Source organism: Streptomyces sp. CNP082, assembly GCF_059570535.1.
In genome coordinates this window covers 60227-75086 of sequence record NZ_JCANSZ010000007.1, presented here as the reverse complement: position 1 = coordinate 75086, position 14860 = coordinate 60227, and the positions used below count along the sequence as shown (strand labels likewise).

Genomic DNA, 14860 nt, shown 5'->3' with positions numbered 1-14860 from the left:
AGGCAAGGGGCATCCGATGGCATTCAAGGGGATATCACTGACCTGGGCCCTCCCGGCCGCAGTGCTGCTGCTCGGCGTGCTCGCGGCCGTGGCCGTGGTGGCGCGCGGCCGGCAGAGGGCCGGCGAGCCGGCGGACTCCTGGGAGGCGGGCGAACAGCGCCGCCGCCGCAAGGAGGCGATGTACGGCACGCTCGCGTACGTGCTGCTCTTCTGCTGCGCCGCGGTCGCCGCCGCGCTCTCCTTCCACGGCCTGGTCGGCTTCGGCCGGCAGAACCTGGGCCTGTCCGGCGGCTGGGAGTACCTGGTGCCCTTCGGGCTGGACGGCGCCGCGATGTTCTGCTCGGTCATCGCCGTCCGCGAGGCCAGCAACGGCGACGCGGCGCTCGGCTCCCGGCTGCTGGTGTGGGGGTTCGCGGGCGCGGCGGCCTGGTTCAACTGGGTGCACGCGCCCCGCGGTACGGGGCACGCGGGCGCGCCGCAGTTCTTCGCGGGCATGTCGCTGTCGGCGGCGGTGCTCTTCGACCGGGCGCTGAAGCAGACCCGCAGGGCGGCGCTGCGCGAGCAGGGCCTCGTGCCCCGGCCGCTGCCGCAGATCCGGTTCGTACGCTGGCTGCGGGCGCCGCGGGAGACGTTCAGGGCCTGGTCGCTGATGCTGCTCGAAGGCGTGCGCACGCTGGACGAGGCGGTCGACGAGGTGCGGCGTGACAGCCGGGACGAGGCGCGCCGGCGGGCCGAGGAGCGCGAGCAGGCCCGGCTGGAGCGGGCCCGGCTGAAGGCGCTGGGCAAGCATCACCGCGCGCTGGCCCCCGGCGAGCTGACCGCGCCGCGCGCCGAGCGGCCGGCGGCGCTGACGCCGGAGCCGGTCACCGAACCGGGCGCGGAGCCGGTCGCGGGGGCGGCGCACCTGCCGCGGCGGTCCCGTACGGCGCGGGAGAACAGGCCCGCGGCCGGCGGCGGGCAGCCGGCCGGGCGCGCCGCCGCTGAGCCCGCCGCTGCGGCCGGTGTCCGGGACGACGAGCTGGCGGCCCCGCTCGACACCCTGGAGCAGAAGCTCACAGCCATGGAGAATCAGCTCCGCTGACGTGCTGCGGAGACGATTCGAGGTGGCGGGTCCTCTTGCCGGGTCGGCCGCGCGCACGTTAGGCAGACCACAGCGACGACTGTGAGGAGCCGCGATGCACGACGACCGACTGCTGGCAGAGGGCCGGCTGGACCGCGCGCTGCGCCAGTTCATCCGACCCGCCCAGTACACCGAACGCGTCCCCCTGGAGCTGTCGGTGTGGCACCGTCCCGGCGAGCCGGTGCCGGCGGACGAGGCGCTGAAGATCCCCCCGGAGGAGTACGAGCCCTTCGCCGTCGGCACCCCGTGGGGGCCGCCGTGGTCGACCAGTTGGTTCCGGCTGACCGGCACCGTGCCGGCCGGCTGGGCGGGCCGGCGCGTCGAGGCGGTGATCGACCCCGGGTTCGGCACCGAGATGCCCGGGTTCCAGGCCGAGGGGATGGTGTACGACTCGGCCGGGGCACCCGTCAAGGGCGTGCACCCGCGCAACCGGCACGTGCCGGTCGCCTCCCCCGCGGCCGGCGGCGAGCCCGTACGGCTGCTGCTGGAGGCCGCGGCGAACCCCGCGGTGCTGCAGGACTTCACGCCCACCCTGCTCGGCGAGGTGCGCACCGCGGGCGACGCGCCGCTGTACACCTTCCGCTCCGCCGACCTGGCCGTGCTCAACGAGGACGTGTGGCACCTGATCCTCGACATCGAGGTGCTCGCCGAGCTGATGCACGAGCTGCCGGTGGACCGCAGCCGCCGGCACGACATCCTGCACACCCTGGACCGCATGCTCGACGTCCTCGACCTGCACGACGTGCCCGGCACGGCCGCCGCCGCCCGCGAGGTGCTGGCGCCCGCGCTGGCGCAGCCCGCGGCGGCCAGCGCCCACCGGGCGTACGCCACCGGCCACGCGCACATCGACTCCGCCTGGCTGTGGCCGCTGCGCGAGACGGTGCGCAAGGCGTCGCGGACGTTCGCGAACGTCACCGAGCTGGCGCTGTCCGGGGACTACCCGGAGCTGGTCTTCGCCGCCTCGCAGGCGCAGCAGTACGCCTGGGTCAAGCAGCATCAGCCGCACGTCTACGAGCGCATCCGCGCCGCCGTGCGCACCGGCCAGTTCGTGCCGGTCGGCTCGATGTGGGTGGAGTCCGACGCCAACATGCCGGGCGGCGAGGCGCTGGCGCGGCAGCTCATCCACGGCAAGCGGTTCTTCGCCGAGGAGTTCGGCGTGGACACCCAGGAGGTGTGGCTGCCGGACTCCTTCGGCTACACCGCGGCGTTCCCGCAGCTCGCGCGGCTGGCGGGGATCCGCTGGTTCCTCACCCAGAAGCTGTCGTGGAACCAGACCAACAAGATGCCGCACCACACCTTCTGGTGGGAGGGCATCGACGGCACCCGGGTCTTCACCCACTTCCCGCCCGTCGACACGTACAACGCCACCATGCACGCCGCCGAACTGTCGCACGCCGAGCGCAACTTCGCCGACAAGGGGCGGGCGAGCATGTCGCTGGTGCCGTTCGGGTACGGCGACGGGGGCGGCGGGCCGACGCGGGAGATGCTGGAGAAGGCGCGCCGGCTGCGGTCGCTGGAGGGCTCGCCGCGGGTGGCGGTGGCGAAGCCCGCGGAGTTCTTCGCGGCAGCGGAGGAGGAGTACGGGGCGGCGGCGCCGGTGTGGTCCGGGGAGCTGTACCTGGAGTTCCACCGCGGCACGTACACCAGCCAGGCCGACACCAAGCACGGCAACCGGCGCAGCGAGCACCTGCTGCGCGAGGCGGAGCTGTGGGCGACCGCGGCGGCGCTGGCGGACCCGGCGTACGCGTACCCGTACGAGGAGCTGGACCGGCTCTGGAAGACGGTGATGCTGCACCAGTTCCACGACATCCTGCCGGGGTCGTCGATCGCGTGGGTGCACCGGGAGGCGGCGCAGACGTACGCGGCGGTGGCCGAGGAGCTGGCGGGGATCACGGCGGCGGCGGTGGCCGCGCTGGGCGGCGACGGGCTCGCCGTGCTGAACGCCTCGCCGTACGACCGGGGCGAGGTCGTGGAGCTGGCCGCCGGTCAGGCGGCGGCGCTGCCGCAGGACGCGGTGACGCAGCCGCTGGGCGACGGCCGGTCCCTGGCGCGGGTGAGCGCGCCAGGGCTGGGCGCGGGCACGGCGGAGGCAGCGGGTGCAGCGGCCGGCACCGGGGTGTCGGCGGTCGCCGAGGGCACGGACGTCGTGCTGGACAACGGGCTGCTGCGGGTCGTCGTCGACGGCGACGGGCTGCTGACCTCCGTACGCGACCTGACCGCCGGCCGCGAGGTGCTGGCGCCGGGCGCCCGCGCCAACCTGCTCCAGCTCCACCCCGACCACCCCAACCAGTGGGACGCCTGGGACATCGACAAGTTCTACCGGCGCACCCGCACCGACCTCGTGGCCGCGGAGTCGGTGGAGGTCACCGAGTCGGGGCCGCTGCGCGCCGCCGTGCGGGTCGTGCGTACCACCGGCCGGTCGCGGATCGTGCAGGACATCAGCCTGGCGGCGGACAGCGGGCGGGTGGACTTCACCACCGAGGTCGACTGGCGGGAGGAGGAGAAGGTGCTGAAGGCCGCGTTCCCGCTGGACGTGCACGCGGAACGGTCCACGTCCGAGATCCAGTTCGGGCACGTGCACCGGCCGACGCACGCCAACACGAGCTGGGACGCGGCGAAGTTCGAGATCTGCGCGCACCGCTGGCTGCACGTGGGCGAGCCGGGGTACGGCGTGGCGGTGCTCAACGACGCCACGTACGGCCACGACGTGACGCGGGAGCCGCACGAGGCGGGCCTCGGCACGACGGTGCGGCTGACGATCCTGCGGGCGCCGAAGTTCCCGGACCCCGAGACGGACCTCGGCGTCCACCGCTACCGCTACGCGCTGCTGCCGGGCGCGGACGTCGGCGCGGCGGTGGCGGAGGGCCTGGCGCTGAACCTGCCGCTGCGCGCGGCGCGCACGGCCGCGCGGGCGCCGCTGGTGTCGGTGAGCGACCCGGCGATCACGGTGGAGTCGGTGAAGCCGGCGGAGGACCGCAGCGGGGACGTGGTGATCCGGGTGTACGAGTCGCGCGGGGGGCGGGCGTCGGGGACGCTGACGACGTCGTTCGCGGCGGCGGACGTACGGGTGACGGATCTGCTGGAGCGCCCGCTCGAGTCGCCGGACGCGGTGGCGGGGGCGGACGGCTCCGTGGAGCTGCGGCTGCGCCCGTTCCAGATCCTCACGCTGCGGATGCGGCCCGTACGGTGAGACGCGGCGGGGCCCGGCTCGCCGGGCCCCGCCGCGCTCAGCTCTCCCAGAGGGCGGCGGCGGAGCGGTCGTCGGCGAAGCCCTTGGCGCGCAGTTGGACGTCCGCCAGGAACGCCGCGAGCCCGGGCGGCTCCGCCGCGCCGCCCCACCGCTCCCCCAACTCGGCCGCAAGACCGGGCGCGCCGCGCATCGGCTCGGCGAACCCGGGGCTGCACAGCAGCAGGACGTCGCCGGGCCGGCCCTCGGTCGCCCGGAAGGCGAAGGGCGCGGGCTCGCCCGGGTCGGGGGTGTCCACGAGCGCGCCGAAGCCGGGCGGCGGAGGGCCGGCGGGGACGGAGCGCTGGGGCTGGACGCCGAGGTCGACGGTGAGCCGCGGATCGGCGGGCCGGACCTCCTGCGGCGCGCCCTGCTGCGCGTCCTTCCGCCGGTGCTCCCCGTGCCGGGGCTCCTCGCGCCGGGGCTCCTCGTCCAGGGCGGCGGGCTCCAGGTCCTGCCACTCGCCGCCGCGCAGCCGGAAGAGCCCGCCGGTGCCGGTGCCGAAGAACACCCGGGTACGGCAGCCGGGGTCGGTGGACAGCAGCAGGCAGCGCAGCCCGGCGGTGTACCCGCCGGGATCCGCCCCGAGCTCCTCGGCCTGCGCGCGCATCAGCCCGTACGTCCGCCCGGCCAGCCGGTGCAGCCCGCCCTTCAGCGCGGCACGCCGCCCGGTCCGTATGTCCTCGGACAGCCGCGCCCGGCTCCTGCCGACGGCCTCGCCCATCCAACGCACAAGCGACACGGCGGCCCGGTCCGTACGGGGCACGCCCCGCGCCCCGGTGGCGACGGCGACGAACACCAGCGCGTCGTCACCACCGCCGAAACGGGCGGTGAGGAGAGCGTCGCGGCGCTGCTCGCCGCGGTAACGGGGGCTGTCGCCACGGGTGGCGGCGGTCCGCAGCGTGAAGGACCCGTACCGCGCCCCGTCGAGCACGGTGTCGGGCACCAGCTCGTGCAGCGCCCCGGGCGCCACCTCGGTCACGGTGGTGGGCTCGGCCTCGTAGGTGGGCGGGGCACCGCCGACGTAGGACGCGCCGTGCCGGGCGGCCCAGTCGGCGTCGGTGAGGGTGTCGGTGACGGACACGTGCCGCAACCGCATGGTGGCAGACGCGGGTTCGCCTGCGGCGGGCTCACGGGGTGCGGGCTCACGGGGTGCGGGCTCACGGGGTGCGGGTTCGCTGGCCGCGGGGCCACCGGCTGCGGGGTCGCCTGCGGCGGGGTCACGGGGTGCGAGTTCGCTGGCCCCGGGTTCACCGTCGGCAGGGTCACCGCCCGCGGGGCCACCGGCTGCAGGGGGCGCCGGACGCGGGGCGCCGGGTTCGGGCGACACCGGCTGGCCGGCACCGGCCTGCCCGGAGGCAGGACGCTCCGGCGGGGCCGGAGGCACCGGCACCGGAGGTGCCGACGGCCCCGGCCCGCGCGAGGCGGAAGGCACGGGGCCGGACGGCGCCCGGCCCGGCGCTGGAGCGGGAAACGCCGTGTCCCCCGCACCCGCCTCCCCCGGCCCCCCGGGGCTGAACGCAGAGGCCGCGGGCGGGGCCGGAGTTGGAGGCACGCGCGCAGGCGGCACCGACGACTCCGGCTGGTCCGAAACAAACGGCAGTGGATCGGGCGACGCCGCGGGGGCAGAGGACGCGGGTGCGGATGGCTTCGGCGCCTCGGGGGCGTGTGGGGCCGGCGCGGAGGGCACAGCCTCGCCGGAGCGGGACTCCGCCACCTCCGCGGCGGCAGACGGCACGGTGTGGGCGGACGAAGGAGGCACCGGTACGGGCGACACCTCAGCGGGTTCGCCGGCCTCCGCGGAATCCGCGGGCGCGGCCGACGCGGCTTCCAGCGCATCGGAACGGCCGACCTCCCACGAACCGGACAACTCGGTCTCCGGGGCGGCAGGCTCCGCCGGTTGCCCTGCGCCTGGCGGCGCAGACTCCGGGGCATCCACCGAACCGGACAACAGCCCGTCCGCCGGGGCAGAATCCACGGACTCCCCCGGCACGGGCGTGGATTCCCCCCGAGCCGGCTCCGCCAGTTCCCGCGGGCCCGGCAACGCCCCTTCCCCCGGGATGCGTTCGACGGCTCCGACCGAACCAGCCAACCCTTCGCTCCACGAACCACGCGGCCCGGAGCCCCCAGCCCCGCGATCCGCAGGCTCCCCCAAGCCCGGCAACGCGCCATCCACCGGGGCGCGTTCCGTCGTCTCCCGCGCGCTCGGCGAACCCGCCTCGGCCCTTCGTGGGTCGCGGACTGCCGACTCCCACCACGGCCCGGCCTCTTCCGCCTCCGCCCGGGCGGGCTCCGCTTCTGCCCCGGCGGACTCCGCCTCCGCCCCGGCGGACTCCGCTTCCGGCCCGGAGGGCGCCGGTGCCGGTCCCCGGTCCTCCCGCAGGCCCGCGAACACGTCGTCCGCCCAGTCCCGGCCCGCCGCCGGGGCGCGCTCCGTGAAGCCCGGGACCCCCGCCACCGACGGCGGCGGGGCGGCCCCGGAGGCGGGCGGCGGCGGGTAGTCGGGGTCCTGCATCTGGTCGTACGGTTCGGCCGCCGGCCTCCGCGACACCCCCGCCGCACCCGGCGCAGAAGGCAGCGCCTCGTCCACCGCCCGCGCCACCGACGCGAAGCGGTCGTCGAGGGTGTCCCCCGCGCCCTGCGGGCCCGTGTCCGGCGCCCCCTCGTCGTACAGGTCGTGCCACCACTCGTCCTCGGTGCGGCGATCCCCCGCCGCCTCCCCCTGGCGATCCATATTCCTATTGTTCCCCGCCGCCCTCCGCCACAAGGGCCGTACCCGCAAGATCACGGCAAGGGCCTTCCAACCGACCCACCGGTGCGGTCAGGATGTGCAGGTGCTCGGTGCCATCGGACTCGACGACGTGCAGGAGTCGGCCTACCGCGCGCTGGTCGCGCTCGGCGCCGCCGACGTCCCCGAGCTGGCGCGGCGGTTGACGCTGCCCGAGCCGGAAGCGGTGCGTACGCTGCGGCGGTTGGAGCAGCACGGGCTGGCGGCGCAGTCGTCGGCGCGGCCGGGGCGCTGGGTGGCGGCGCCGCCGTCGGTCGCGCTGGGGGCGCTGCTGATCCAGCAGCGGCACGAGCTGGAGCGCGCCGAGCTGGCCGCCGCGCTGCTCGCGGAGGAGTACCGCGCGGAGGCCGGCGAGCCGGCCGATGTCCACGACCTGGTCGAGGTGGTGACCGGCGCGGGGGCGGTGGCGCACCGGTTCCTGCAGCTTCAGCTCGGCGCCGAGCAGGAGGTGTGCGCGCTGGTCACGCGGGAGCCGCTGGCCGTACGCAGCCAGGACAACACCGCGGAGGAGAAGGCCGCGGGCCGCGGCGTGCGGTTCCGGGTGGTGCTGGAGCGCTCCCGGCTGCTGACCCCGGGCACGGTGGCAGAGGCGGCGGAGGCGCTGCGCCGGAACGAGGAGCTGCGGGTCGCGGACGTGGTGCCGACGAAGCTGGTGATCGCCGACGGGGCGACCGCGATGGTGCCGATGTTCGCCGAGGCCGGCGAGCCCGCCGCGCTCGTGGTGCACGCGAGCGGGCTGCTGGAGTCGCTGACGGGCCTCTTCGAGAGCCTGTGGCGGCAGGCGCTGCCCCTTCGGCTGAACGCCGGCGGGGCGGCGGTGGCGGAGCAGCCACCGGACGGGCCGGACGCGGTTGACCTGCAGATCCTCGGCCTGCTGCTGGCGGGCCTCACGGACGCGAGCGCCGCCAAGCAACTGGACCTGGGGCTGCGGACCGTACAGCGGCGGGTGAAGCGGCTGATGGAGATCGCCGGGGTGCACACGCGGCTGCAACTGGGCTGGTACGCCCACGAACGCGGCTGGGTCACGGAACCGGCCCCGGAGCGGTGACCGTTCGGGCCGCTCTCGCGCCCGTCGTCGGCGGCGGCCCGCTGCCGCAGCGACCGCATCGAGCCGCCCGCCCGGCGAAGGCCGGCCGCCGGGTGGGCGAGGCGGTCAGACCCTTCGAGGAGCGGTTTCGCCGCGTGGAGCGGCTGCCGCGGGCGGCCCCGGATTCGCGAACACGAGCTTCGCGAAGTTCTCGCCGATGCGGCGGTGTCCTTCAGGGCTGGGGTGGAGCCCGTCCGGCAGCGGGAACTCGGCGTGGTCGCCCTCGCCGTAGAGGTCGAGTCCGTCGAGGTAGTGAAGGTTCGGGTCCTCGGCGGCCCGCCCCTTGACGATGTCGGCAAGTACGTCGCGGATGACCGTGAGGGTCAGCCGTCCGGCGGCGGTCTCGGCCGGATCGCCGGTGGCCTTGAACCGGAGGGTTCCGCTTTCGAGGTCCGGCATGAGAGGGCCTGGGGTGTTCTCGTGGGTCGGGCACAGAATCGGCGACACGAGGAACAGGGGTGTCGTCGGGTGGCCCTCGCGGATGGTGTCGAGGAAGCCGTGGACGGCCGGGGCGAAGGCGCGCAGGCGCATGGCATCGCTGTTGACGACGTTGATGCCGAGCTTGACGCTGATCAGGTCGGCGGGGGTGTCGCGCATCGCACGCGCGGTGAACGGGTCCACCAGCGCGCTGCCGCCGAATCCGAGATTGATCAGTTCCACGCCGCCCGCGGACGCGGCCAGGGCAGGCCAGATGGTGCTCGGGAAGACGGCGTTCGAGCCGTGGCTGATGGAACTGCCGTGGTGCATCCACACCCGGCGTCCGCTGGCCGGGGCCGGCTCGACGGGGGCGTCGGTGCGCAGGGCGATCACCTCGGTGATCTCCGTGTGCGGAAGCCAGATCTCGATGTCCTTCTCACCCGCGGGGAGCCCTGTGAAGTGGGCGGTGCCCGGCGGTCCCTCGGCGAATTCCGCGGTCTGGGTCTGCATGTCGGTGATCGTGCGCAGGTTTCCGCCGTTCACGGTGGCCTGTGCGGTGAGCCGGCCGTCGGCCAGCAGGTCGTACACGCCGTCCGGCGGGGGCGGGAAGCCCAGGTACACACGCTTGGTGGGCAGCGTGTCCAGTTGGATGCCGGTGGCGCGGGTACGGAAGGCCAGCCGGACACCGGAGGGCTGGGCCTCGGCCACGGCCAGCCGGTCGTCGGGGAGCTGGCGGCGCGCCCAGGCGGGCAGCCGGTGCGGCAGGAGACCGTGCGCGGTCTCTTCCACGTCAAGGTGTCCGCGCAGGAAGTCGGCGGTGAGGGGGGTGGTGATCAGTTTCTGTTCTGTGCTCATTGCCGCAAGCCTTCGGTGCTGGGAACTGGTGCTGGGAAGGGGTGGCGGATCGCGTCGGTGCGCGCGAATCGCGGGAAGAGCGGCGCGCCGCTGGTCAGGAGGTGGACCGGGCCCGCAGTGCGGCGTCGAGGGAGTCCAGGGTCCAGGCCCACGAGTCCTCCGGGTCGACGTCCGTGTGGCTGAAGCCACCGGCCGCTTCCAGGCTCACGTAACCGTGGAAGACGCTGCCCAGCATGCGGACCGCGTGTGTCTGGTCCGGCTCCGCCAGGTCGTACCCGCGCAGGATCGCCCGGGTCATCTGCGCGTGCCGGATACCGGCGCTGGCCGCGGCCGTCTGCGGATCGAGCCGGTACCGGGCTGCTTCGTACCGGCCGGGATGCGCTCGGGCGTAGTCCCGGTAGGCGTTGGCGAAGGCCCTCAGCGCGACCTTGCCCGCACGCCCGGCCACGGCGTCGGCGACCCGGTCGGCCAGTTCTTCCAGCGCGAGCAACGCGATCCGGGTCTTGAGCTCGTGGGAGTTTTTCAGGTGCGAGTACAGGCTCGCGACCTTCACGTCGAAACGCCGGGCGAGCGCCGACAGAGTCACCTGGCCGAAACCGGCCTCGTCGGCAAGTTCCGCACCGGCGTGCGTCAGCCGCTCGGCGCTCAGCCCTGCCCGCGCCACAACCATCACCCACCCTCGGTCTACCTATAGCTGGTATCTATTTACCTAAAGACTATAGGCAGACGCAAACTGACGAGACAATGAGCCCGATCTTGAAGGTCAGCTGATTCGGTCTCCCCGACCGCGGGTCACGCGGCAGCCCTCGTGGACGCGGCTCCCGCTGGCGGCGCCCCGCCTCAGCCCTTCCCCTTACGCGCCCGCGCCTCGCGCTCCGCCGCGTCCCGGCGCTTCCACTCCCGCCGCCGGTCCGCCTGCACCCGCAGGTCCGTGCGCGCCGCGATACGGGCGTTCTCCCGCTGGAGCCTGCGGTAGCTGTCCAGGCGGCGCGGGTGCAGCCCGCCGTGCTCCAGTGCCTCGACGACCGCGCAGCCCGGCTCCGCGGTGTGCGTGCAGTCGTGGAAGCGGCAGCGCGCGGCCAGCTCCTCGATCTCGGCGAAGACCCGGCCCAGCCCGTCGTCGGCCTCCCACAGGCCGACGCCGCGCAGGCCCGGGGTGTCGATGAGGACGCCGCCGCCGGGCAGGGGCAGCAGGTCGCGGGAGACGGTGGTGTGCCGGCCCTTGCCGTCCGCGTCGCGGACCTCGTGGACCCGCTGGGCGTCCGCGCCGAGCAGGGCGTTGGCCAGCGTGGACTTCCCGGCGCCGGAGGCGCCGAGCAGCACGGAGGTGCCGGTGGACAGCGCGGCAGCCAACTGGCTGACGCCGGCGCCGGTGGCGGCGCTGACCGCGAGGACGGGGGTGCCCGGCGCGACCTCCTCGGTGTCGGCGACGAGGTGGCCGAGGACGACCGGGTCGTCGACCAAGTCGGCCTTGGTGAGCGCGACCAGAGGCTGCGCGCCGCTGGACCAGGCGAGGGACAGCAGCCGCTCCAGGCGTGCCGGTTCGGTGTCGGCGGCGCGCGTCACCGCCAGCGAGACGGCGATGACGGCGTGGTCGACGTTGGCGGCGAGGACCTGGCCCTCGGAGCGTTTGGACGACGCCGAGCGCAGAAAGGCCGTGCGGCGCGGCAGCAGGGCCCGTACGGCGAACCGTTCGCCTGGTTCGAGCGCGGCCCAGTCGCCGGTGCAGGGCAGCCGGGTGAGGTCGGCGGTGCGGCCGGCGACCCGGTCGGCGGCGGCCAGGCGGGCGGTGCTGGCGCGGACGGGTCCCGCGTCGGTGAGGGCGATGCAGGAGCCTCGGTCCACCCGCGCGATACGGGCGGGGATCAGCCCCTCGGACTCGTACGGCGCGAAGGCGTCGGCGGCGGTCTCATCCCAGCCGTAGGCGATCAGGCGGCGGGGTACGGGGAGGTGTGTCAACGGAGCGACCCTTCAGAAAGGAGCGGGCGTGCGGCTGTCCTGCGGGGACTGCGCCCCTGACGGCTTCGGTCATGGCCCTCACCTCCCTGGTCGATACCGGTCACGTGGTGCGCTGAAAGCGTATGCAACCGCGCACGTGTCACGCCAGGGGTTTTCCCGGGGCGCCCGCTGCGCTCGCAGGGCGGCCGGCAGCGATCGGCGGCATGCTGGTCGGCACGGGAACGTCGCCGGGCGCCGGCGCCGCGCCCGTACCCCCGCACCCTCCGCGACGTGGACCGAGGTGACCGACGTGGCGTCCAACGAGGAGGTCGCCGCGCTCCTCCAGGAGTACGCCGACCTGCTGTCCATCACCGGAGGCGACGCCTTCAAGACGCGCGCCTACGAGCGCGCCGCCCGCGCGGTCGCCGGCCACTCCGCCGACGTGGCCGGGCTGGACGCCAAGGCGCTCAAGGCGATCCCCGGCGTGGGCGCCTCGATCGCCGGCAAGGTCGGCGAGTACCTGCGTACGGGCCGGGTGGCGGCGATCGACGAGGCCCGCGCGCGGATCCCGGCCGGGGTCCGGGAGCTGATCGCGATCCCCGCCCTGGGCCCCAAGCGCGCGCTGGTCCTGTACGAGGAGCTGGGCGTGGCCTCCGTGGACGAGCTGGCCGCGGCCATCGGCGAGCACCGGCTGCGCGGTCTGAAGGGCTTCGGGCCGAAGAGCGAGGAGAAGCTCCTCCACGGCATCGACCTGCTGCGTTCGGCCACCGGCCGGATCCCCGTCGACACCGCGCAGGAGCTGGCCGACGACATCGTCGCGCGGCTGTCCGCGGTGGCGGGCTGCGAGCGCTGCGCGTACGCGGGCTCGCTGCGCCGGCGCCGCGGCACCGTCGGCGACCTCGACGTCCTCGCCGCCGCGGACGACTCCGCGCCGCTGATGGCGGCGTTCACCGGGCTCCCGCTGACCGGCGAGGTCATCGGCACCGGCGAGACGAAGACGAGCATCCGCACCACCGGCGGCGTCCAGGTCGACCTGCGGGTGGTGCCGCCGGGCGCGTGGGGCGCGGCACTTCAGTACTTCACCGGCTCCAAGCAGCACAACATCCGCCTCCGCGAGATCGCCGTGCGCAAGAAGCTGAAGCTGTCGGAGTACGGGCTCGTCCACGCCCGCAGCGGCCGGCCCGTCCGGGTCGAGACCGAAGAGGACGTCTACGCCCGCCTGGGCCTGCCCTGGATCCCGCCGCCGCTGCGCGAGGACCGCGGCGAGATCGAGGCCGCCGCCCGCGGCGCGCTGCCGGAGCTGGTGACGGAGCACGGCCTGCGCGGCGACCTGCACACCCACACCGACCTCACCGACGGCGTCGACACGCTGGAGGCGATGGTCGACGCCGCCCGCGAGCGCGGCTACGCCTACTACGCGATCACCGACCACGCCCCCGAGCTGCGCATGCAGCGCATGACGAGGGAGAAGATGCTCGCCCAGCGCGAGACCGTGGCACGGCTGGACGCGCGCAGCCGGCGGCGCACCGGCGGGCTGCGGCTGCTGCACGGCACGGAGCTGAACATCGCGCCGGACGGCTCGGTCGACTGGCCCGGCGAGTTCCTGGAGACGTTCGACGTGTGCGTGGCCTCGGTCCACTCCCACTTCACCCAGCCCAGGGACGAGATGACCCGCCGCTTCCTCGCGGCGGTGGAGAACCCGCACGTGCACATCATCGGCCATCCCACCGCGCGCAAGGCCGGCAAGCGGCCGGCGGTGGACGCGGACTGGGACGCGGTCTTCGCGGCCTGCGCCCGTACGGGCACGGCGCTGGAGGTCAACGCGCACCCCGACCGGCTCGACCTGCCGGACGAGCTGATCCTGCGGGCGCGGAGCCACGGCGTGAAGTTCGCCGTGGACAGCGACGCGCACGCGGTGACGGACCTGGCGAACATGCGCTACGGGGTGGGCATCGCGCAGCGGGGGTGGCTGACGCCGGAGGACGTGATCAACACGTGGCCGCTGGCGCGGCTGCGCCGCTTCCTGCGCGGGCGGGCCGCCTGAGGCGGCGGCCGGGCGGTGCGGCCAGGTGGGCGGGGCAGGTGGGCGGGTCCGGCGGGGGTCGGGGCGGGCGGCACGCGTTCGCGGCGACCCCCGTACGGACCCAGGCGGGCCGCCCCCGGGCGTGCGAGGGATGGCCCCGTACTCACGGGACCTCGTGCCGCTCCCCCTCCTCCCGGCCGGCCGGGACCTCCCGCCCCTCCTGCTCGTCCCGCTCCGCGGGGGCGGCCGGCCGGTCCCTGGCCCGGGAGCGCCGGGCCTCCTCCGCCGCCTCCTCCTCTTCCTCCGCCCGCGCCGGCTCCGCCTCCGCCTCCTCCCGCTCCGCCGCCGAGGCGTCCCCGTCGAGGCCGCGGAGGCGGGCCTGCCGCTCCGCCGAGGCCTCGGCGACCAGCCTGGCCGCCGCCTCCTGCCGGGCGCGGGCGGTCTCGGCCCGGCCGGTGGCGGTGGCGACCGACGGCCAGACGCGGTCGAAGGCGGCGTTCACCGCCGCGCCGACCAGCACCGCGAACGCCGAGACGCCGAACCACAGCAGCACCGCGACGGGCGCGGCCAGCGACCCGTAGATCGTCGGGCCCTCCACGGCGTTGAGCAGGTAGAGCCGCAGCAGCACGCTGCCCAGCAGCCACATGCCGAGCGCCACCAGCGCCCCCGGCAGATCCTCGCGCCACGGCGAGCGCACGGGGACGGCCGCGTGGTAGAGCGTCGTCAGAAAGGCGACGGACAGCACCACGACGACCGGCCAGTACAGCACCCGTACGGCCGTCTCGCTCCACGGGAGCAACTGCACCACCGCGTCCGGCCCCGCCACCATCAGCGGCAGCGCGACCACGCCGAGGACCAGCGCGACGAGGTACAGCCCGAACGCCAGCAGCCGGGTCCTGACGATGCCGCGGTGGCCTTCGAGCCCGTACATGATGGTGATGGTGTCGATGAAGACGTTCACGGCGCGCGAGCCCGACCACAGCGCCAGCGCGAAGCCGAACGAGATGAGGTCCGGGCGCCCGCCGCGGGTGACGTCGTCGAGCAGCGGGCGGACTATCTCGTCGACGCCCTTGTCCGTCAGGACCGCGTCGGAGGCGTCGATGATGTTGTGCCGGATGGTCTCGACGTCGATGAGCCACTGGTCGAAGTAGCCCAGCAGACCGAGGAGGCCGAGGAGCAGCGGCGGCAGCGACAGCAGGCTGAAGAACGCGGCCTCGGCGGCGAGGCCGATCACGCGGTGCTGCATGCAGGTGTTGACCGTGTCCTTCAGCAGGAGCCAGGCGACCCGGCGCTTGGGCAGGTTCTGGTACAGGGCGCGGGCCTGGCGCAGCCGGCTGCGGGGTCCGCCCCGTCCGCCCTGTTCCGCACCCGTTTCCCGTTCTGCTCCCACCTGCCTACCGTAGCTG

At 75.0% G+C, this 14860-nt stretch carries 9 protein-coding genes; 4 read left to right on the top strand and 5 right to left on the bottom strand.

Annotated elements, in window-relative coordinates:
• Window positions 1–16: 16 nt before the first annotated feature.
• Both B124_RS08670 and B124_RS08665 read left to right on the top strand, forming a co-directional pair.
• Window positions 17–1081, top strand: a complete 1065-nt coding sequence (locus tag B124_RS08670; protein WP_496502110.1) for a DUF2637 domain-containing protein — start codon at window positions 17–19, stop codon at window positions 1079–1081.
• Between the two features lie 94 nt (window positions 1082–1175).
• Window positions 1176–4310, top strand: coding sequence for an alpha-mannosidase (locus B124_RS08665; protein WP_496502109.1), 3135 nt, complete (start codon window positions 1176–1178; stop codon window positions 4308–4310).
• A gap of 37 nt (window positions 4311–4347) precedes the next feature.
• Here the strand turns inward: B124_RS08665 and B124_RS08660 are convergent, their stop codons facing one another.
• Complete coding sequence (locus B124_RS08660; RefSeq protein WP_496502108.1) at window positions 4348–5430, bottom strand: protein phosphatase 2C domain-containing protein; 1083 nt, start codon at window positions 5428–5430, stop codon at window positions 4348–4350.
• Between the two features lie 1750 nt (window positions 5431–7180).
• Between B124_RS08660 and B124_RS08655 the strand changes: the two genes are divergently transcribed.
• Window positions 7181–8182 carry a helix-turn-helix domain-containing protein gene (locus tag B124_RS08655; RefSeq protein ID WP_496502107.1) on the top strand — a complete coding sequence of 334 codons (1002 nt, stop codon included), beginning with the start codon at window positions 7181–7183 and terminating at the stop codon, window positions 8180–8182.
• A 105-nt stretch (window positions 8183–8287) separates the two neighbouring features.
• Here B124_RS08655 and B124_RS08650 read toward each other — a convergent pair whose 3' ends face one another.
• The 3 genes from B124_RS08650 to rsgA all read right to left on the bottom strand — a co-directional run bounded on the left by B124_RS08650 (window position 8288) and on the right by rsgA (window position 11452).
• The gene (locus B124_RS08650) at window positions 8288–9493 is read right to left on the bottom strand and encodes a GDSL-type esterase/lipase family protein (protein ID WP_496502106.1); all 1206 of its coding nucleotides are present in this window, start codon (window positions 9491–9493) and stop codon (window positions 8288–8290) included.
• Between the two features lie 94 nt (window positions 9494–9587).
• Window positions 9588–10157, bottom strand: a complete 570-nt coding sequence (locus B124_RS08645; RefSeq protein WP_496502105.1) for a TetR/AcrR family transcriptional regulator — start codon at window positions 10155–10157, stop codon at window positions 9588–9590.
• Window positions 10158–10333: 176 nt separating this feature from the next.
• Window positions 10334–11452 carry a ribosome small subunit-dependent GTPase A gene (gene rsgA / locus B124_RS08640; RefSeq protein ID WP_496502104.1) on the bottom strand — a complete coding sequence of 373 codons (1119 nt, stop codon included), beginning with the start codon at window positions 11450–11452 and terminating at the stop codon, window positions 10334–10336.
• Window positions 11453–11732: 280 nt separating this feature from the next.
• Between rsgA and polX the strand changes: the two genes are divergently transcribed.
• Window positions 11733–13475: a DNA polymerase/3'-5' exonuclease PolX gene (polX, locus tag B124_RS08635; protein WP_496502103.1), complete on the top strand. Its 1743-nt coding sequence runs from the start codon at window positions 11733–11735 to the stop codon at window positions 13473–13475.
• A 142-nt stretch (window positions 13476–13617) separates the two neighbouring features.
• Here the strand turns inward: polX and B124_RS08630 are convergent, their stop codons facing one another.
• Window positions 13618–14844: a YihY/virulence factor BrkB family protein gene (locus B124_RS08630; RefSeq protein WP_496502102.1), complete on the bottom strand. Its 1227-nt coding sequence runs from the start codon at window positions 14842–14844 to the stop codon at window positions 13618–13620.
• Window positions 14845–14860: the final 16 nt, after the last annotated feature.